This window comes from Mesorhizobium sp. B2-7-1, from assembly GCF_006440735.1.
Taxonomy (GTDB): Bacteria; Pseudomonadota; Alphaproteobacteria; order Rhizobiales; family Rhizobiaceae; genus Mesorhizobium.
The window spans coordinates 1-18710 of sequence record NZ_VFUA01000081.1; the positions used below are offsets into that span (position 1 = coordinate 1).

General features: G+C 64.0%; 16 protein-coding genes and 1 pseudogene. 3 read left to right on the top strand and 14 right to left on the bottom strand.

Translation table 11 applies throughout. The features are described 5' to 3' along the window. The 9 genes and pseudogenes from FJ471_RS24660 to FJ471_RS24700 all read right to left on the bottom strand — a co-directional run. Window positions 1–183, bottom strand: a pseudogene (locus tag FJ471_RS24660) (hypothetical protein); the annotation flags it as partial. 108 nt (window positions 184–291) lie between these two features. Next, window positions 292–654, bottom strand: a complete 363-nt coding sequence (locus FJ471_RS24665) for a nitrile hydratase accessory protein (RefSeq protein ID WP_181179705.1) — start codon at window positions 652–654, stop codon at window positions 292–294. Further along, window positions 623–1282, bottom strand: coding sequence for a nitrile hydratase subunit beta (nthB, locus tag FJ471_RS24670; RefSeq protein ID WP_140807334.1), 660 nt, complete (start codon window positions 1280–1282; stop codon window positions 623–625). Before nthB ends, FJ471_RS24665 begins: the two co-directional genes overlap by 32 nt. Beyond that, complete coding sequence (gene nthA, locus FJ471_RS24675) at window positions 1279–1878, bottom strand: nitrile hydratase subunit alpha (RefSeq protein ID WP_140807335.1); 600 nt, start codon at window positions 1876–1878, stop codon at window positions 1279–1281. The genes nthB and nthA overlap by 4 nt, the downstream gene beginning before the upstream one ends. Before the next feature lie 79 nt (window positions 1879–1957). After that, complete coding sequence (locus FJ471_RS24680) at window positions 1958–5119, bottom strand: efflux RND transporter permease subunit (protein ID WP_140807336.1); 3162 nt, start codon at window positions 5117–5119, stop codon at window positions 1958–1960. Beyond that, the gene (locus FJ471_RS24685) at window positions 5116–6402 is read right to left on the bottom strand and encodes an efflux RND transporter periplasmic adaptor subunit (RefSeq protein WP_140807337.1); all 1287 of its coding nucleotides are present in this window, start codon (window positions 6400–6402) and stop codon (window positions 5116–5118) included. The genes FJ471_RS24680 and FJ471_RS24685 overlap by 4 nt, the downstream gene beginning before the upstream one ends. Before the next feature lie 268 nt (window positions 6403–6670). Continuing rightward, entirely contained in the window at window positions 6671–7267 is a 597-nt protein-coding gene (locus tag FJ471_RS24690; RefSeq protein ID WP_140807338.1) for a LysE family translocator, read from the bottom strand. Between the two features lie 122 nt (window positions 7268–7389). After that, window positions 7390–7965 (bottom strand): acetolactate synthase small subunit, encoded by a 576-nt coding sequence (gene ilvN, locus FJ471_RS24695; RefSeq protein WP_140807339.1) that lies wholly within the window; start codon window positions 7963–7965, stop codon window positions 7390–7392. Window positions 7966–8106: 141 nt separating this feature from the next. After that, on the bottom strand, window positions 8107–9888 hold the full coding sequence (locus FJ471_RS24700; protein ID WP_140807340.1) for an acetolactate synthase 3 large subunit: 1782 nt from the start codon (window positions 9886–9888) through the stop codon (window positions 8107–8109). A 344-nt stretch (window positions 9889–10232) separates the two neighbouring features. On the opposite strand from FJ471_RS24700, the gene FJ471_RS24705 reads away from it, so the two are divergent. After that, the gene (locus FJ471_RS24705; RefSeq protein ID WP_140807341.1) at window positions 10233–12152 is read left to right on the top strand and encodes a sigma-54-dependent Fis family transcriptional regulator; all 1920 of its coding nucleotides are present in this window, start codon (window positions 10233–10235) and stop codon (window positions 12150–12152) included. 269 nt (window positions 12153–12421) lie between these two features. Further along, window positions 12422–14230, top strand: coding sequence for an NAD(P)/FAD-dependent oxidoreductase (locus tag FJ471_RS24710; protein ID WP_140807342.1), 1809 nt, complete (start codon window positions 12422–12424; stop codon window positions 14228–14230). 206 nt (window positions 14231–14436) lie between these two features. On the opposite strand, the gene FJ471_RS24715 is transcribed toward FJ471_RS24710, so the two are convergent. Together FJ471_RS24715 and FJ471_RS24720 are read right to left on the bottom strand one after the other, a co-directional pair. Further along, window positions 14437–15027 carry an HD domain-containing protein gene (locus FJ471_RS24715; protein ID WP_140807343.1) on the bottom strand — a complete coding sequence of 197 codons (591 nt, stop codon included), beginning with the start codon at window positions 15025–15027 and terminating at the stop codon, window positions 14437–14439. After that, complete coding sequence (locus FJ471_RS24720) at window positions 15024–16175, bottom strand: gamma-butyrobetaine dioxygenase (protein ID WP_140807344.1); 1152 nt, start codon at window positions 16173–16175, stop codon at window positions 15024–15026. The genes FJ471_RS24715 and FJ471_RS24720 overlap by 4 nt, the downstream gene beginning before the upstream one ends. Before the next feature lie 111 nt (window positions 16176–16286). On the opposite strand from FJ471_RS24720, the gene FJ471_RS24725 reads away from it, so the two are divergent. Beyond that, complete coding sequence (locus FJ471_RS24725) at window positions 16287–17171, top strand: LysR family transcriptional regulator (protein ID WP_246684823.1); 885 nt, start codon at window positions 16287–16289, stop codon at window positions 17169–17171. Here FJ471_RS24725 and FJ471_RS24730 read toward each other — a convergent pair. The 3 genes from FJ471_RS24730 to FJ471_RS24740 are packed head-to-tail and all read right to left on the bottom strand — an operon-like array spanning window position 17163 to window position 18615. Continuing rightward, entirely contained in the window at window positions 17163–17702 is a 540-nt protein-coding gene (locus FJ471_RS24730; RefSeq protein ID WP_140807345.1) for a GNAT family N-acetyltransferase, read from the bottom strand. The two genes, FJ471_RS24725 and FJ471_RS24730, sit on opposite strands and share 9 nt — an antisense overlap. 32 nt (window positions 17703–17734) lie before the next feature. After that, complete coding sequence (locus FJ471_RS24735) at window positions 17735–18043, bottom strand: hypothetical protein (RefSeq protein WP_140807346.1); 309 nt, start codon at window positions 18041–18043, stop codon at window positions 17735–17737. A 5-nt stretch (window positions 18044–18048) separates the two neighbouring features. Further along, window positions 18049–18615, bottom strand: a complete 567-nt coding sequence (locus FJ471_RS24740) for an XRE family transcriptional regulator (RefSeq protein WP_140807347.1) — start codon at window positions 18613–18615, stop codon at window positions 18049–18051. Window positions 18616–18710: the final 95 nt, after the last annotated feature.

Here is an 18710-nt window from a genome sequence, read left to right on the forward strand (position 1 = left end):
AAGCTCGCCTGTGCCGGAAATGATCGTCTGCCCCGATTCCTCGTCAGTCTTGACGTGGAAGGACGGATCCTCGTTGGCCAGCGTCGACAGGGCGACACGCAACTTCTCCTCATCGGCTCTCGACTTCGCCTCGATCGCGATTTGCAGCAAAGGCCATGGTGCGGCAGGCTTTTCCATCATGACGACATGGTCGCTGGTCGCCTCAATATTTGCAACTGAGGGCGGACGCGAAATCCAGACGAAGATAGTAAAAGACTAACTGGCCGTTTGGTCTGACTGGCGTAGACGCCGTCAGGGCCCTGGATCGTTCTCCAGCAGGATCGGCTTGCCGTGCGGCGTGGCATGCGCGGCGCGTTCCCATGCGGCAGCCAACTCATCGACCTCGCCCTTTCCAGCGACCCCCTTGCGCGACAAAAGCTTCTCCAGCGCCGCCAGCCAATGCTCGTAATAATCGTGGCCGTCCGTTGCCGCGTCCGGCTTCTTCACCTCGGCCGACAAGGCCTCCGCCCATTCGCTCCATGAAAACAAGCCCTTGCCGTGCAGCGCGACCGTCAGGGCGAAGGCTTCGGCCTGCCACGGCTCGGCGAAGACCGGCTCGTCGAAACCCGCCGGCAACTTGGCCTCATGCAGGCTCAAGATAGCTCTCCCAGGCATCGACCGAGACGCTGAGCGTGGGATCGGCGCCCTCGCCCCAGATTTCGGCTCCGTCGAACACCACCGTATAGACCCATTGCGGGTTCTCGCCCTTGCCATGCGCGTTGCTGTCTGGGAAGACGAAGCCGTCGCGCACCGCCTCGATCGTCCCCGTCTTGCCGCGCGCGTAGCGCGGCAGGCGCGTATGGCCGGTCGGGTTGAAATTCTTCGTGCGCACCCGATCGCCCGCCTGGAACCGCGCCGGCGTGGCGACCGGCCGGTCGCACGGGCCGCCCTTGGCAAGCACCGCCGGCACATCCGCCGCCTTCAGCACTCTTTTCGGCGTCGCGGCCGCATCGACGGCCTTGCCGGCGGCAAGGTCGCGCTCGCTGACGAAGCCGTGGCGTTTCAAGAGCGTTTCCAGCGCCTTGATCCATATCTGGTAGTAGCTCGACGAATAATAATCGGCGGGATGCAGCGATTCCCGCGCATGCCGGCTCTCGTCGATGTTCCAGGCGCCCATGCCGCCGGCCGTCAGCGTGACGCCAAGCGCCCGCCTTTCCCATGCCGCGTGGAAATATGGCTCATCCTTTTCGGGCGCGACCGGTCCGAAACCCATCTGTCCGCCGAGATCCTGCGGCCCGTTCATGCGGGTTCCTTCGCCAGTGCCGTGCCGATCATCGCGTCGCGGCTGACCAGTCCGGCGAGCTGCTCCTCGCTCCAGCCTTCGGTGCCCTTGGGCCGCATCGGCACAACGAGGTAGCGAAGCTCGGCGGTCGAATCCCAGACGCGGATCTTCCTTGTCGTCGGCAGCGTCAGCCCGAACTCCTCGAGCACGCCGCGCGGATCGATCACCGCCCGCGACCTGTAGGGTGGCGCCTTGTACCAGACCGGCGGCAGGCCGAGCACCGACCACGGGTAGCAGGAGCAGAGCGTGCAGACGACGAGGTTGTGCGTCTCCTCGGTGTTGAACACGGCTTGCATGTGCTCACCCTGGCGGCCGGTATAGGAAAGCTTCTCGATCGCCGCGGTCGCGTCGCGCTTGAGCCACTCGGCATAAGCCGGATCGTTCCAGGCCTTCGCCACCACCCGCGCGCCGTTGCGCGGACCGATCTTTGTCTCGTAGGTGTCTACGATGACGTCGATCGCCGCCGGATCGATCAGGCCCTTCTGGGTGAGGATCGTCTCCAACGCGCGCACGCGCGCTGCGAATGGATCGAGCTCGTTGTCGTGATCATGGGACATGGCCCAAAACTACGACCCCAATGCGCCAGCCGCAAGCGCAAGGCCTTGGGCCAGCGTCTATCCGAGCCGCATCATACGGTCATTCGGCAGCTGTTTTCTGCGGCTCTCTCGGGATGTCGTCATTGGTGCCGAACAGAGAGGGCTGGTCGCCATTTTCAACGACACTCAACTCCGCCTTCCGCTTCGGCATGAGCCGGATCAGCCAGCCCGAGAAATTCTCCATGTACACGTAGATCACCGGCGTGACGAACAGTGTCAGCGCCTGCGAGGCGAGCAGGCCGCCGACCACCGCGACGCCGAGCGGCTGACGCAGCTCGGCGCTGGCGCCGGTGCCGAGCGCGATCGGGAACGTGCCCATCAACGCCGCCAGCGTTGTCATCATGATCGGCCGGAAACGCATCAGGCAGGCCTTGTGGATGGAATCTGTTGCCGACATGCCCTCTCGCCTGAGCTCCAGCGCCACGTCGACCATCATGATGCCGTTCTTCTTGACGATGCCGATCAGCATCAGGATGCCGATCACCGCGATCACGGACAGGTCCATTCCGGCGAAGCGTAGCGCAACGAGCGCCCCCAGCACCGCCGAAGGCAGGCCGGTGAGGATGGTGAGCGGATGGATGAAGCTCTCATAGAGCATGCCGAGCACGATATAGATCGTCAGGATCGCGCCGCCGATCAGCAGGCCCTGGTTGGCGAGCGAATCCTGGAAGGTCTTGGCCGTGCCGGCAAAGCTCGTCGAGATCTCCTTCGGCAGGCCGATCTGGTCCTTGAGCTGCTCGATGCGGGTCACCGTGTCGCCGAGCGACACGCCCTGCGGCAGATTGTAGGAAATCGTCACCGCCGGAAGCTGGCCGAGCTGATTGACCGTCAGCGCGCCGGCCGTGCGATCGACATGCGCGAAAGCACCGAGAGGCACCAGGCTGCCGCTCGCCGTCCGCATCTGGATGGCGAGCATCCGCTCGGGCGACCATTCGATCTTGGGATCGAGCTCGGTGATGACCTCATAGCTGTCGGCAGAACCGAAGATCGTCGAAACCTGGTCGGTGCCGAAGCCGCCATAAAGAGCCGTGCGCAGCGTGTTGGTATCGATGCCGAGCTGGGCGGCCTTGTCACGGTCGATCACCAGAGAAGCCTGAAGGGCATTGTTCTGCAGATCGCTGGTGACGTCGGTAAAGTGTGTGTGGTCGGCTGCCATGGCGTCATCGAGCTTCTGCGCCCAGATGTCGGCCTGGCCGGTATCGAGGCCCTGCACCACGAGCTGATAGGCGCTGGCCGACGACCGTGAGCCCAGCCTGAGATTCTGCACCGGCTGCATATAGGCCTCGATGCCGGCCACGTTCGACAGTTGCTTCCTCAGATCGGACTGCACCTTCTCGATGTCGGGGCGCTGGCTCTTGTCCTTCAGCTGCACATAGAGCCGGCCTTGATTGAGCGCGCTTTGGCTGCCGCCTACCGACCACGCGACATGCGTCACATAGGGAGAATGCGAGAAGACGTCGGCAACCTTGCCCTGCAGCTTGACCATGGCGTCGAAGGAGATGTCCTCGCGCGCGAGCGTGGTCACCGAGATCTGGCTGATGTCCTCCTGCGGAAAGAAGCCTTTCGGCGAAACCTGGATCAGCCACACCGACGCCGCCGCCGTTGCCACGAAGACGAGGAACACCAGGAAGGTGTTTCGCAGGCAGAAGCCCAGGATCCGGTCGTAGCCGCGCGTGATGAAGTCCGGCCTGTGGCCGGGGGCATGCTTTTCGCGATCGGCCTTGCTCACCGACAGCAGGCGCGAGCAGAGCATCGGCGTCAGCGTCAGCGACACGAACATCGAGGCCAGGATGGCGACGGTCACCACGACGGCGAATTCGTTGAAGATGCGGCCGATGACGCCGCCCATCAGCAGAACCGGAATGAACACCGCCACCAGCGAGATCGAGATCGAAATGATGGTGAAGCCGATTTCGCGCGCGCCCTTCAGCGAGGCGTCGAAGGCCGACAGCCCGTCTTCTTCCATGTGGCGGAAGATGTTTTCCAGCATGACAATGGCGTCGTCGACGACAAGGCCGACGGCAAGCGTCAATCCCATCAGCGAGATGTTGTCGATCGAGAAGCCGAACAGGAACATCGCGCCGAGCGTGGCGATCAGCGAGATCGGCACCGCCACGGCCGGAATGATCGTCGCCGTCACCCGGCGCAGGAACACGAAGATCACCATCACCACCAGGGCGATGGTCAAGAGCAGCGTGAACTGGACGTCGTCGACGGCTTGCCGGATCGAGGTCGAGCGGTCGTTGAGCAGCTTGATGCTGGCCGCCGCCGGCATCTGGTCCTGGAAGGACGGCAGCATCGCCTTGACCTTGTCGACCACCTCGACGGTGTTGGCGTCTGGCTGGCGCTGGACCGCGAGGATGATGGCGCGCGTGCCGTCATACCAGCTTGCCGTCGTCGTGGTCTCGACCGAGTCGACGACGCGCGTCACCTCGCCCAGCCGCACCGGGTGACCATTCTTGGTGGCGATGATCAGGTTGGAGAAGCCAGCGGCGTTGTCGAACTGCGTGTTGGCGGTGATGGTCAGCTGCTGCTTGTTGTTCTGCAGGACGCCGAGCGGCGTGTTGCTGTTGGCCGAAGTGATCGCAGCCTGCAGCTGATCGATCGAGATGCCGCGCGCGGCGAGCGCGGTCGGATCGATCTGGATGCGCACGGCATATTTCTGCTGGCCGTAGATCGAGACCTGCGCCACGCCGTCGATGGTCGACAGCGAGGGTGAAATGACGTTTTCGGCGAAGGCGTCGAGATCGGTCAGCGGAACCGTGTCGCTGACCAGCGACATCAGAAGGATCGGCGCGTCGGCCGGATTGACCTTGCGATAGCTCGGCGGCGCCGTCATTTCCGGCGGCAGCGATTTCTGCGTGCGCGCGATCGCCGCCTGGACATCCGCGGCCGCCGCGTCGATATCGCGGTTGAGCACGAACTGGATGGCGATCGAGGTCTGGCCGAGCGAGTTGGTGGTCGAGATCGAATCGATACCGGCGATCGTCGCGAATTGCTTGATCAGCGGCGTCGCCACCGATGTCGCCATTGTCTCCGGCGAAGCGCCGGGCAGGCTGGCCGAAACGTTGACCACCGGAAATTCGGCGCTCGGCAGCGCCGCCACCGGCAGGAACTTGTAGGCAAAGATACCGCCCAGAATGAGGGCGAACGACATCAGAAGGGTGGCGACAGGCTTGCGGATGCAGAATTCGGAGATCATTGGCTCGCCCCGCCGGCCTTATCGGCCTCCGCGACCTTGGGCGATGCCTGATCACCGGATCCAGCCACGGCTTTGCCTTCATGCACCGCCGCGCCGTTCTTCAATCGCGTCTGGCCTTCGACGACGACCTTCTCGCCGCTCTTGAGGCCATCGCTGATGGCGCTGTTTTGGCCTTCCGTCAGCGCCACCTGCACCGGCCGCATCTCGACGGTGTTGTCCGGCTTGACCACGTAGACGAACGGACCCTTCTGGCTTGGCTGCACCGCGACCGTCGGGACCGAGGTCATCTGCGGCATCGTGCCGGCCTCGAGCACCACGTTCACATATTGCCCGGGCCACAGCGAAAGATCCGGGTTCGGTATGGCTGCCCGCGTGGCGATGGTGCCGGAAGCCGTATCGACGCTGGAATCGACGAAATCGAGCGTGCCCTTGCCGATCGGCGTCGGATTGCCGTCCTGGGTCAGCGTCACGCCGCCTTGCGTCGGATTCGCCAGTTCCTTGTGCAGCAGAGCAAGGTTGCTTTCCGGCAGGGTGAAGTTCACCTGCAGCGGGTCCATCTGCGTGATGGTGACCAGCGGCGTCGCCGTGCTCGAATTGCCGTTGCTGACGGTGACAAGGTCGCCGACCGAGACGTTGACGGCGCCGAGCCTACCCGCGATCGGCGCCGTGATCGTGGCAAAGCCGAGCTGGACATTATCGGCGTCGATCGTCGCCTTGTCGGCGTCGACGGTCGCGGCCGCCGCTTTCTGCGCCGCTACCGCCTGATCATAGGTTTGCTGGGTTCCGGCCTGCTTGGCGACAAGGTCCTTGGCGCGCTGGAGATCGGAATTCGAACTGGCAAGCAGCGCCTGGTCCTTGGCTAAAGTGGCCTGATCCTTGGCAAGTTGCGCCTTCAACGCGCGGTCGTCGAGCTGGAACAGAACGTCGCCGGCCTTCACCATCTGGCCGTCCTTGACGTCGATCGACACGATCTGGCTGGAAACGCGGGCATTGATGCTGACCACCGCCGGCGACGAGACGAAGCCGATGGCATAGCGGCGTATCGGGAAATCGGCGGTCGTCGCGGTCGCCGAAACGATCGAGGCCGAACGCCCGCCGCCTTTCGCATTATCAGACGCACTGGCTGTCTTGTCACCGCCGGCCGTCTTGTCCGCCGCGACAGCGCCAGCCTGCTGGCCTGAAATCAGTTGCTGGACCTTGGCCAACGTCGTGGGCGAAAAATAGAGCCCGGCGCCCGCCAGACAGGCGACCGCTGCAACTGCAAAGGCGATTTTTCCGCGCATCGACAAATAAGCCCTCTACCCGACACGCCGATCTCGGTGGTCCATCTTAGCTCGATTCACGGCCCTTTGCCGCGATTTTCGCCGAATAGATAGGACAAGGCTCTGGCGGAAAAGGGCCAAAACGCGGCATTACGAAGATTTAATGTGCAGTGCACAATCGTTGGGCAGCCGGCAAACGAGGTCGCGAGCAGCTTTGCGGCCCGTGCGAAAAGCTGCCTGGATGTGTCGATATCCAGGTCAGGCCGGCCTCACCTGAACATCGGCGCGTCTAACGGAGCATCGGCCACAGCGTCGCCGCGAGCAGCACGCCCATGGCGATGTTGAACCATTTCAGCCGCACCGGATCCGACAGGAAGCCGCGCAGCGCCGTGCCGAATCCGGCCCACACCGAAACGCTGGGCAGGTTGACGACGGCGAAGGCGATCGAGATCAGCGCCACCGAGACGAACGGGTGGTCGGAATTGGTGTAGACGGCCATGGCGGTGATCGCCATCACCCATGCCTTGGGGTTGACCCACTGGAATGCGGCGGCGTCGATGAAACGCAGCGGCCGCCCTTCCACCCCTTTCCTGTCGCTCATCGAGCGCGACATGGCGATCTTCCAGGCGAGGTAGAGCAGGTAGGCGGCGCCCGCGATCTTCAGCGCCGTATGCAGCGCCGGGAACGCCGTCAGCACCGCGCCGAGCCCGAAGCCGACGGCCAAAAGCAGCACCAGAAAGCCGATGCTGATGCCCAGCATGTGCGGAACCGTCCTGGCGATACCGAAATTGACGCCGGAAGCCAGCAGCATGAGGTTGTTCGGTCCCGGCGTGATCGAGGTCACGAAGGCGTAGACCAACAGGGCAAGGAATGCGTCGAGCGACATGATATCCTCCCGGATATGTCAGCCTTATTGTCCTTTTGGCGGATGCGCAAAAGCCAGGAACAGCCAACTGCCGGGCCAAAGCTGCAAACAGGCCAAAGCTGTAAACAGGATGGTCGTCCTGTTTACATTCCCTGCGGGCCGCGGTTCATCGCCGCCACACCGGTGCGGCAGATCTCGACCAGGCCGAGCGGCTTCATGATGGCGATGAACTGGTCGAGCTTGGACCCCTTGCCGGTGATCTCGAAGATGAAATGCTCGGTGTTGGCATCGATCACCGAGGCACGGAAAGCATCCGCAAGGCGAAGCGCCTCGACCCGGGCATCGCCGGTGCCGGCGACCTTGACCAGCGCGAGTTCGCGCTCCAGCGGCCGATCCTGGCCCATCTCGTGCGAGCGCACGGTCAGGTCGACCACCCGATGCACCGGCACGATGCGCTCGAGCTGGTGCTTGATCTGCTCCATCACATGCGGCGTGCCACGCGTCACGATGGTGATGCGCGACAGATGCCGTTCGTGCTCGGTCTCGGAGACGGTAAGGCTCTCGATGTTGTAGCCGCGACCGGAAAACAGGCCGATGACACGGGCAAGCACGCCCGGCTCGTTGTCGACCAGCACGGAAAGCGTGTGCGTTTCCGGCTTCTCGGTCTCCTTGGCGATGAAATAGGCGGAGCCGGTCGGTTGAAGGTGCTGTGCGTTCATAGGTGAATCTCGATTTCAGACTTTTGAGCTAATTCTCTGTTTGCGCACGGCTTTCTCGCGACAGCCCCGCCTTTGTGGCTGGTGTTATGGCTGGAGCATGATGTTGCCCGAAAACCGCTTCACACTTTTCGGCATCATGCTCTAGACCAGTTCCCTGCCCTTCGCGTCGATGGCGTTGGCCACCGCCTCGTCGGTAGCCTCGTCGGGCAGGAGCATCTCGTTATGCGCCTTGCCCGACGGGATCATCGGGAAGCAGTTGGCCAAGGTCGCCACGCGGCAGTCGAACAGAACCGGCTTCTTCACCGAGATCATCTCCTTGATCGCGTCGTCGAGCTCGTCCGGCTTGTCGCAGCGTATGCCGTGGCCGCCATAGGCTTCCGCCAGCTTGACGAAGTCCGGCATCGCTTCGGTGTAGGAATGCGACAGCCGGTTGCCGTGCAGCAATTGCTGCCACTGGCGCACCATGCCCATATACTGGTTGTTGAGGATGAAGATCTTGATCGGCGCCTCATACTGCACCGCCGAGCTCATCTCCTGCATGGTCATCTGCACCGAAGCGTCGCCGGCGATGTCGATGACCAGCGCGTCGCGATGCGCGATCTGCACGCCGAGCGCGGCCGGCAGGCCGTAGCCCATCGTGCCGAGACCACCGGAGGTCATCCAGCGGTTCGGCTTGTCGAAATGGTAGTGCTGCGCCGCCCACATCTGGTGCTGGCCGACCTCGGTGGTGATGTAGGTGTCCATGTCCTTGGTCAGCGCATAGAGCCGCTGGATCGCGTATTGCGGCATGATGACGTCGTTGTTCATCTTATAGGCGAGCGAATCTCGCGCGCGCCATTTCGCGATCTGCTCCCACCATGGATAGAGCGCCTTCTTGTCGGCCTTGACGGTCGCCCGCCACAGCCGCACCAGATCCTCCAGCACGCGGCCGACATCGCCGAGGATGCCGACATCGGCATGGACGTTCTTATTGATCGACGACGGATCGATGTCGATGTGGATTTTCTTGGAGTTCGGCGAGAACGCGGTCAGCCGGCCGGTGATGCGGTCGTCGAAACGCGCGCCTATGCAGACCATCACGTCGCAGTCATGCATGGCCATATTGGCTTCGTAGGTGCCGTGCATGCCGAGCATGCCGACCCAGTTCTTGCCGGATGCCGGATAGGCGCCGAGCCCCATCAGCGTCGAGGTGATCGGGAAGCCGGTGAGGTCGACCAGCTCGCGCAGCAGGTGGCTCGCTTCCGGACCGGAATTGATGACGCCGCCGCCCGAATAGATGATCGGCTTCTTCGCGCCCGCCATCAGCTCGACCGCGGCCTTGATCTTTTCCAGATCGCCCTGGACCTTCGGCTTGTAGCTGGTACGCGGCGCCGTCTGCGGCGGCACATAGATGCCTTTGGCGAACTGCACGTCCTTCGGAATATCGACCACCACCGGGCCGGGGCGGCCAGTGGTCGCGACATGGAAGGCCTCGTGGATGGTGGCGGCGAGCTCGTTGACGTCCTTCACCAGCCAGTTGTGCTTGGTGCAGGGGCGCGTGATGCCGACCGTGTCGCATTCCTGGAAGGCGTCGGAGCCGATCAGCGAGGTCGGCACCTGGCCGGTGAGGCAAACCAGCGGGATCGAATCCATCAGCGCGTCCTGCAACGGCGTCACCGCATTGGTGGCGCCCGGGCCCGATGTCACCAGCATGACGCCGGCCTTGCCGGTCGAGCGGGCATAACCCTCGGCCGCGTGGCCGGCGCCCTGCTCGTGCCGGACCAGGATGTGCTCGACATCGTCTTGTTGAAAAATTTCATCGTAAATCGGGAGAACGGCGCCGCCCGGATAGCCGAAGACGTGCTTGACGCCGTTGTCCTTCAGCGCCTGCACCACCATCTCCGCGCCTGTCATTTCGCGCCGCTCGTTCTGTCCGTTGCTCATCGGTCTGGTCCCGTACTGTCCGCCATCTGGCGATTTGCTGGTCGTTTAGTCGTGTTTCAGGCAATAAAAAAGGCCCCCGAGGGAGCCTGTGTGATGCGCATGGGAGGTTTTCGCCCGGCGGTTACACCGCCTTGCCCACGCGCCAACTTACGAGAATGAGTGCCGTTTTCATGGGCGCGGACAATAAGGGCGAAAACGCGGGCTCGTCAATGGGGTCCCGTGCGAATTCACCCGTCTGTGAGAACGGCGCTGGCGCGCCCCCATGATACAGCTACCATAGTACAGTTGAGCGTGCCTCTCCGGCGCACCACTATGCGCTGGCAAAGGACGTGCGAGGAGGACGCATGGCTGGCGAACGGGAGCATATCCGCGAGATCGAGCAGGTTTTGTCCGGCGCGCGATCCGTCCGCGACGATATCGTCGTTCAATCCTGGCTGCGTTGCATCGATACCCACCGGCTCGACCCGGCGCGGCCGACGGAAGCCTACATCGTTCCCGACACTCAGCTGCGCGAGCACCGGGAGCAGTCGGAACGGTTGATCGCCATTGCCCGCAGCGGGCTGGAGACATTGTTCAAGCAGGTGGCGGGCCAGAACTACGTCCTGCTGCTGGCCGATGCCAAGGGCGTCACCGTCGACTTCCTCGGCGACCCGCTGTTCATGGACCAGTTGCGCACGGCCGGTCTCTATCTCGGCTCCGAATGGTCGGAAAGCCGCACCGGCACCTGCGGCGTCGGCTCCTGCATCGTCACCGGCGAGGCGATGACCATTCACCAGACCGACCATTTCGACACCACCCACACGCCGCTCTCCTGCACTGCCGCGCCGATCTTCGACACCAAGGGCGAATTGACCGCCGTGCTCGACATATCGCTGCTGCGCTCGCCGCAGCCGAAGGTCAGCCAGAACCTCGCGCTACATCTGGTGACGGCGTCGGCCCGACGCATCGAGCTCGCCAATTTGATGGCGCAGATGCATTCGGAATGGGTGCTGCGCTTTTCACGCTCGCCGGAATTCCTCGACGTCGATCCCGAAGCGGCCATCGCGCTCGACGCCTCGGGCCACATCCTCGGCACGACGCGCGGCGCGGCGCTGCTCCTGGCGCAGGCCGGCGGTGTCGACTGGCGGCGCTCCTCGCCGATCGGCCAGCCGATCTCGCGTTACCTCGACATGGATATCGACGACTTGCCGAGTTTGACGCGCGGTCGCCCGACCGAGGAGCGGCTGGTGTTCGGCCGCAACGGCAGCGCGCTGTTCGCGCATGCCATCGAGCCGCAGCCGTCGAGCGGACGCCGCGCGCCCGTCGAGGCGCTGCCTGGACCGATCGCCGAGCTTTCCGGCGGCGACCCGGCCATGGCGGCAATGCAGCTCAGGGCCGCCAAGCTGGCGCGCACCACGATCCCGATCCTGATCCATGGCGAGACCGGTTCCGGCAAGGAATATCTCGCCCGCGCCCTCCATGACAGCTCCGGGCGCCCCGGCCCGTTCGTGGCCATCAATTGCGCGGCGATCCCCGAACATCTGATCGAGAGCGAGCTGTTCGGGCACGCAGCGGGCGCCTTTACCGGCGCAAGCGCCAAGGGACGCAAGGGACTGATCGAGAGCGCCGACGGCGGCACGCTGTTCCTCGACGAGATCGGCGACATGCCCTACGCGCTGCAATCGCGTCTGCTGAGGGTGATCGCCGAGCGCGAACTGGTCCCGGTCGGTGGCGTTGCGCCCCGGCCTGTCGACATCAAGATCATCTCCGCCTCGCATCATGACCTGCGCCAGTTGGTTGCCGAGGGCCGTTTCCGCGAAGACCTGTTCTATCGGCTCAACGCCGCCTCGCTGAGTTTGCCGGCGCTGCGCGAGCGCACCGATTTCGAATGGCTGCTGGAACGGCTGGTCGGCGGGCGCGCTCGCCTTGCCGGCCGGCCGGCAAGGCTGTCTGCGGCGGCGCGGCTGGCGCTGATCCGCCATGACTGGCCCGGCAACATCCGCGAACTCGTCAACGCCGTGGATCTGGCGGTGGCGCTTTGCGATGATGAGATGATTCAGCCCACGGACCTGCCCGATTTCGTCACGCACCGCGTGGCGCCCCCGACTTCGTCCGCCAGCTTAGTCGCGCTTCGCGCCCCCTCGCCCGAGGAAGAGCGTAGCGCTCTGCTGGCCGTGCTGGCGGCAACTGGCTGGAACATTTCCGAGGCCGCGCGGCGTCTCGGCGTCGACCGCACCACGGTGCATCGCCGGATGAAGCGCCTGCGGCTGGAGGCGCCGAACTAAGCATGTCGCCCAAATGTGCGCAGCGGTTTTGAGACAACGACATGCGTCAGCACGAGAACTTAAAGCGCGCCGCCGGAATCCGCCTCAAAGCGACGCGCTTTGATATTGCAAGGCTGTGGCGCGCCGTAGCGCCTGCAACAGAAACGCAACAGGCAAGGCGACGGAAGAGCGTCCTAACAGGTTGATTCCATTGTAATCCATGATCAGCGCTACGGTTGGCACGCCGCTTGCTGCTCATGGCACACTCTAGCAAAAGTGGAGGAGAACAAATGCTCGAGAGAACACCCACCACCAAGGCGCAGGCGCTGCTCGACAAGTTCGGCAAGGCACTGGAGGCCGGCGATATCGACAGCGCCGTCAACTGCTTCCAGGCCGACTGCTACTGGCGCGACCTCGTCACCTTCACCTGGAACCTGAAGACGATGGAAGGTCAGGACCAGGTTCGCGCCATGCTGCAGGCAACGCTGGCCAGCACCAAGCCGACCGACTGGGCGGTGGCCAAAGGCGAGGAAGCGGGCGAGGACGGCGGCATCATCACCGCCTGGATAACCTTCGAGACGAGCGTGGCGCGCGGCTTTGGCCTTGTGCGGTTCAAGGGCGACCTGATCTGGACCCTGCTCACCACGATGGCGGAGCTGAAGGACCATGAGGAGAAAGCGGGCTTCACCCGTCCGCTCGGCGCCAAGCATGGCCACGGCAAGAACCGCAAGACGTGGCGTGAAGAGCGCGACGACGAGATCGCCGAGCTCGGCCATACCAGGCAGCCTTATGTCGTCATCATCGGCGGCGGCCAGGGCGGTATCGCGCTCGGCGCCCGGCTGAAGCAGCTCGGCGTGCCGACCATCATCATCGAGAAGAACGAGCGTCCGGGCGACTCCTGGCGCAAGCGCTACAAGTCGCTCTGCCTGCACGACCCGGTCTGGTACGATCACCTGCCCTATATCGACTTTCCAAAGAACTGGCCGGTCTTCGCGCCGAAGGACAAGATCGGCGACTGGCTGGAAATGTACACCAAGGTGATGGAGCTGAACTATTGGAGCTCGACATCAGCGAAATCCGCCAAATACGACGAGAAGGCCAAGGAGTGGACGATCGTCGTCGAGCGCGGCGGCAAGGAGATCGTGCTCAAGCCGAAGCAGTTGGTACTGGCGACCGGCATGTCCGGCAAGGCGAACTGGCCGAAATACAAGGGCCAGGACGTCTTCAAGGGCGAGCAGCAGCATTCATCGAGTCATCCCGGCCCGGACAGATACCGCGGCAAGAAGGTGGTGGTCATCGGCTCCAACAACTCGGCGCATGACATCTGCGCCGCGCTATGGGAAGGCGGCGCCGATGTGACCATGGTGCAGCGCTCGTCTACCCATATCGTCAAATCCGACACGCTGATGGATATCGGCCTCGGCGCCCTCTATTCCGAGCAGGCGGTCGAGAACGGCATGACGACGCGCAAGGCAGACATGATCTTCGCTTCGCTGCCCTACCGCATCCTGCACGAATTCCAGATTCCGCTTTACGAGCAGATGAAGGAACGCGACGCGAAATTCTACGCGGACCTCGAAAAGGCCGGCTTCCTGCTCGACTGGGGCGACGACGGCTCGGGCCTGTTCATGAAATACCTGCGCCGCGGCTCCGGTTATTACATCGATGTCGGCGCCTGCGACCTCGTCATCGACGGCTCGATCAAGCTGAAAAGCGGACCGGGTGCCGCGGTGCAGGAACTCACCGAAACCGGCGTCAAATTCGTCGACGGCACGGAATTGCCGGCCGATCTGGTGATCTATGCCACCGGCTACGGCTCGATGAATGGCTGGGCCGCGGACCTCATCTCACAGGAAGTCGCCGACAAGGTCGGCAAGGTCTGGGGCCTCGGCTCCGCCACCACCAAGGATCCCGGCCCTTGGGAAGGCGAGCAGCGCAACATGTGGAAGCCGACGCAGCAGGAAGCGCTGTGGTTCCATGGCGGCAACCTCCACCAGTCGCGCCACTACTCGCAATATTTGTCGCTGCAGCTCAAAGCCAGGCAGGCCGGCCTGCCGACGCCTGTCTATGGGCTGCAGGAGGTCTTTCACAAGGGCTAGACGACTTCCAAACCCTTCTCGGCAAAGGCGCCGCCCTGGCGGCGCCTTTGCCGGACCATCGACAATGCTTTGCCTTCGGCCGGCCGCGATGCGGCGGCGCGCTCGTCTGGCTTAGCTTCTCTGCATTCATCCGGCTGATATGCCACCAATGCGTGTTCGCCGTCGAAGCAGAAACACATTGCTTTCTCCCCAGACTTCTTCGCCCTCTAAGCCGCCTTTTGCGCCGCGAACTTTTTCACCACGCGCTGCAGCAGCGGCACGTAGTCGCGAAAGGCTCGCGTCTTCATGTCGGCGATCTTGCCGCCCTCGTCCCAGATGCGCACGCGCACCGCTTCGTCGTGGAAGGGATTGCTGCGGAACTCCGCCACTTCCTCCGCGCTCATCGGCCCGCCTTGCAGCGACAGCGTATGCACCGAAGCCTGCGACAGCTTGCCGAAATAGGTCGGATCGGTGGCGCAGAGATAACGCTTGGCCGAGACATGCAGTCGGACGCACTCGACGATGACCGGCGGAAAGAAAGGCGCAAGCACCTCGCCGCCCGCCTCGTCATGGTGCTTGTCCTCGACATCGTCGGGCGAATAGGTGCCGAACTCGCTGGTGTAGTGGCCGATGTCGTGCAGCAGCGCCGCCGCAACGAGCTCCTCCGGCGCGCCGTCCTGCTCGGCCAGCCATGCGCCCTGCAGCATATGCTCCGACATGGTGACGGGCTCGCCGAGATAGGATTCCGCCCCGCGGCGCTCGAAGATATCGGCGATGAACTCGACGATGTTTCCCGCATTCAATTCCTTCGGTTTCATTCCGCCGCCTCCTTGAAGCCGTGCTCGATCGCCGCAAGCGTCGAAAGCAGGCCGTCCTTGTCGGCGTAGCAGCCTTGCAGCCAGCGCTTGCCGCTCCCTGAAAACGCCTTGCGCGCATGCATGACGCGGGTGTTGTCGACGATGAAGGATTCTCCCGCCTCGAGCTTGAAGGTCACTTCGAACGAAGGATCCTCGATCAGCTCGGCGAAGCGGCGATAGGCTGCGTAGTATTTCTCCATCTCGGCGAACGGCACGTCGACGGCCGGCGCCAGCGAGCGGTTGTTGAAGCGGATGCAGATGAGCTCGCCATCAGACCCAAGCTCGATCATCGGCCGCTTCGACTGCAGCCGCACACCCGACGAGCCGGCATATTCGAAGCGCGCCGGACAGGACGACAGCAGCCGGAAACCGTCCGGGTTTTCCGCCTGGAGTGCTGCCGCCACCGCGAACCCGTCGACGACGCTGGATTCGCCACCTTCGACCGTGTTCTCGATGCAGGCCAGGATCTGCAGCGTCGGCACCGGATCGCGATAGGGGTTGTCGGTATGCGCCTGCAGGCCGAGATTGGTGTAGGCGAGATTGCTCGGATTGACCTCGGCGCGCACCTCGAACCAGCGCCCGTAATTGGTCTCCCGGATATAGCCGAAGAGGTCAGCCACCTTGCACAGCGCGCCGGATTCGGTCGGCAGGCCGTCCATGACGGCAAAGCCGTAACTGCGGACCGCAGCCAGCCATTGCCGCAGCACATCGCTGTCGCGGCTGGCGTCGGCATAGGCCGCGCGCGGCACGGAATTCTGCATCGTGGCTTTCGTCCAGCGCCGTATGTCGCCCGCCGTCCAGCCGGGCTCGCGAGCCTCCTGGCGATCATAGGCATGGCTGCGCAGCCAGCCGGCGGGAAAGCCTACGGTCTTGCCTTCGGGAGCGAATGTGACTTCGAGCACCTCGCCCTTGATCGAGGCCGCGGCGATCCGCGTCTCGGCCGGAATGTCGAGGATGGTGATCAGTCGCTGGCCGTTGCCGGCGCTGCGCGTCTTGTCGTCCAGCGCATTGTCGCGCAGCCACATGGCATGGAAGCGGCTCACCGCTCCGTCTTTCCAGCCAAGCTCGATCATTCGTCCGCCTTCGCCCGGCGTTACCGTCGTCAACATATCCCGGAAGCTCCCATCCTCTGCCCGCCACCACGGCCACGGGTTGCATGGTGGCTTCATCAAAGGCATAATTCAAATTATCGTTTTGTGGATAATGACACTAAATTTCTGATGGCTGGAAAAGCTTTCGATACGATGCCCCCGCTCGACTGGCTGCGCAGTTTCGAGGCCGCCGCCCGCCTGTCGAACTTCACCGCAGCGGCTTCGGAGCTCGGCCTCACCCAGGCCGCGGTCAGCCAGCACATCCGCTCTCTGGAAGAACGGCTCAAGACGCGGTTGTTCGCGCGCCTGGCGCGCGGCGTGGCGCTGTCGCCGGAAGGCGCGGCCTATCTCCCGCACATCCAGTCGGCATTCGCGACCATTGGCAACAGCACGAACGAGCTGTTCGAGCCGCGCGCCGTGCAGACCGTCAGCGTCCGCGTCCCCATCTCCTTCGCGCTGCTGGTGCTGGTCCCGGCTCTTCCGGACCTGGCAAAGGCGCTGCCGCGGGTGAGGCTTGATCTGGTGACCATCCATCGGCCGACCGACTACGACCAGCCGGGCTCGGCGCTCGACATACGCTTCGGCAACGGGTCCTTTCCCGGGCGCGAAGCCGACCGGCTGACGGTCGAGCGGCTTGTCCCGGTCGCGGCGCCAACACTCGCCCTCGGTGGCGATTGGACGTCGTTGCCGCTTCTCCTGGTGGCCGGCGCGCGCGAGATGTGGGCGGAATGGTTTGCCGCAGCCAGGCTTGCCGGCCATTCCCGGCGCTCGCATCGCTTCGACAGTTTCGTCGCCGCCTTGGAAGCGGCGAAGACCGGCACCGGAGCACTGCTCGGCTCCCGGCCTCTGGTCGACGCCGCGCTCAGGGACAAGGCTCTGGTCAGGCTTTCGGATTTCGAGCTGTCGAGCCCGTCGGGCCATTTCCTGACGAGGCCGTCGTCGTCGCGACTGTCCGGCGCGGAGCAGGATTTTCGCCGCTGGCTCCTGTCGCGCATCGCCAAGGTTTCAGGATAGCGCGTCGGCCGCGCTCCCTATCCGCTTCCAGTAGATAAGGGTGCCGGTCAGCCCGCCATGCGGCTTGAGCGCGAAATCGGGGATCTCGCCGGTCAAGGTGAAACCGAGTTTCTCATAGAGACCGGCCGCGCCCTCCTCGCTCGCCGTGTCCAGCACGAGCAGCGTGCGGCCCTTCTCGACGGCGAGTTCCTCGGCGGCGCGCATCAGGCGGGTCGCGACGCCTTTGCCGCGATGGTCGCGGCCGTTCATCAGCTTGGCGATCTCGGCGCGGTGCGGCTGATTGGCCGGGAAGTCGAGCAGCAGCGTGACGGTGCCGGCAAGCGCCCCGCCCCGCCATGCGCCCAGCACCGCCCTTTCGCCGCGCGCGGCCGCGGCAAGCGACCTGCGCCAGAAATCGCGCGCTGCTTCAGGTGACAATGGATGCATGAAGCTCACCGATCCGCCGGCCGCAACTGTCTCGATCAAGAGATCGGAGAGCATGGCCGCGGTTGCCGCGTCGTCGGTCAACGTCCGGATTTCAAGGGAGTTCATGCTGGTGCTCTCCAGGGGTATCGGGGACGAGATCATTCGAAATGGCTGGTCCGCTTGCGTCGTCGCGCCCGCCTGATTTCGGCGATACGGTCGGCATCGTCCTCGCTGAGATGGCGCCCGCGCTCCAGGATCTCGAGCGTGTATTCCTCATAGGTCAGCCCGAGCCGCTCGGCCCTCTCCAGCCGCATCAGCATGATGGCCTGGCTTGGCGCCTTCCAGGCCTTGTCGTGGGCGGCGCGCCAGGCGAAGAAGATATAGGCGTCGCCCTTGCCCCAGGGCGGGCCGTCATAGTCGTCGAGCGGCGGCCCGCCATTGTGCGAGCGTTTTGGCCGGCGCGGCATCGCAATCAGTCCCTGACCAGCGCCACGAGATACTCCGCCGCGTCCGGCCCGGGAGCATGAAAGACGCAATCCGAGGGTGCGCCCAGCGCCAGGCAGTCGCCGGGCTCGAGCCGGTGCACCACATCGCCCTCGGTGAAATCCAGCCTCCCGTCGATCAGCCATATCTGCTGCTTGATGAAGGCGTAGGATGCGGCCGGGAGGCTGACCTTGGCGCCCGGCGGCAGGCTGACCCTGATCAGCTCCAGCGGCATCTGCGATGACGGCGACAGATGCCGCCGGATGTAGCCGGTTGCCGGATCCTGCCAGACCGGCTGCTCGTCCTTGCGCGAAACGCCGCCGCCTTGCATCTCGGCTCGTGCGATCAGCGTCGACAGCGTCATGCCGAAGGCCGCCGCGATGCGCACCAAGAGCGCCGCGGTCGGGCTGGTCGTGCCGCGTTCGATCGCGCTCAGCATCGCCTTCGAGACGTCCGAACGTTCGGCCAATTCGGCAAGCGACCAGGCCCTCACCGTCCTCTCGGAGCGTATCCGCCTGCCGATCGTGGCGCTGATGTCATTCGATATATCGTTCATTCGTCCAATATATCGGAATCCTGCATGCTGAGAAGAGGGTTTTCGATCGAATTGCCGCGGCTGGCTTAACGCTGCCTACACCATCCGACCTCACC

What these genes read in the sequence shown, in the direction of transcription:
- FJ471_RS24715 (WP_140807343.1), bottom strand. Translation starts at nt 15,027, where the DNA reads ATGAAACCGAAGGAATTGAATGCGGGAAACATCGTCGAGTTCATCGCC.
- FJ471_RS24725 (WP_246684823.1), top strand. Translation starts at nt 16,287, where the DNA reads ATGGCTGGAAAAGCTTTCGATACGATGCCCCCGCTCGACTGGCTGCGC.
- FJ471_RS24705 (WP_140807341.1), top strand. Translation starts at nt 10,233, where the DNA reads ATGGCTGGCGAACGGGAGCATATCCGCGAGATCGAGCAGGTTTTGTCC.
- FJ471_RS24665 (WP_181179705.1), bottom strand. Translation starts at nt 654, where the DNA reads ATGCCTGGGAGAGCTATCTTGAGCCTGCATGAGGCCAAGTTGCCGGCG.
- nthA (WP_140807335.1), bottom strand. Translation starts at nt 1,878, where the DNA reads ATGTCCCATGATCACGACAACGAGCTCGATCCATTCGCAGCGCGCGTG.
- FJ471_RS24740 (WP_140807347.1), bottom strand. Translation starts at nt 18,615, where the DNA reads ATGAACGATATATCGAATGACATCAGCGCCACGATCGGCAGGCGGATA.
- FJ471_RS24730 (WP_140807345.1), bottom strand. Translation starts at nt 17,702, where the DNA reads ATGAACTCCCTTGAAATCCGGACGTTGACCGACGACGCGGCAACCGCG.
- FJ471_RS24680 (WP_140807336.1), bottom strand. Translation starts at nt 5,119, where the DNA reads ATGATCTCCGAATTCTGCATCCGCAAGCCTGTCGCCACCCTTCTGATG.
- FJ471_RS24720 (WP_140807344.1), bottom strand. Translation starts at nt 16,175, where the DNA reads ATGTTGACGACGGTAACGCCGGGCGAAGGCGGACGAATGATCGAGCTT.
- FJ471_RS24700 (WP_140807340.1), bottom strand. Translation starts at nt 9,888, where the DNA reads ATGAGCAACGGACAGAACGAGCGGCGCGAAATGACAGGCGCGGAGATG.
- FJ471_RS24735 (WP_140807346.1), bottom strand. Translation starts at nt 18,043, where the DNA reads ATGCCGCGCCGGCCAAAACGCTCGCACAATGGCGGGCCGCCGCTCGAC.
- FJ471_RS24685 (WP_140807337.1), bottom strand. Translation starts at nt 6,402, where the DNA reads ATGCGCGGAAAAATCGCCTTTGCAGTTGCAGCGGTCGCCTGTCTGGCG.
- ilvN (WP_140807339.1), bottom strand. Translation starts at nt 7,965, where the DNA reads ATGAACGCACAGCACCTTCAACCGACCGGCTCCGCCTATTTCATCGCC.
- nthB (WP_140807334.1), bottom strand. Translation starts at nt 1,282, where the DNA reads ATGAACGGGCCGCAGGATCTCGGCGGACAGATGGGTTTCGGACCGGTC.
- FJ471_RS24690 (WP_140807338.1), bottom strand. Translation starts at nt 7,267, where the DNA reads ATGTCGCTCGACGCATTCCTTGCCCTGTTGGTCTACGCCTTCGTGACC.
- FJ471_RS24710 (WP_140807342.1), top strand. Translation starts at nt 12,422, where the DNA reads ATGCTCGAGAGAACACCCACCACCAAGGCGCAGGCGCTGCTCGACAAG.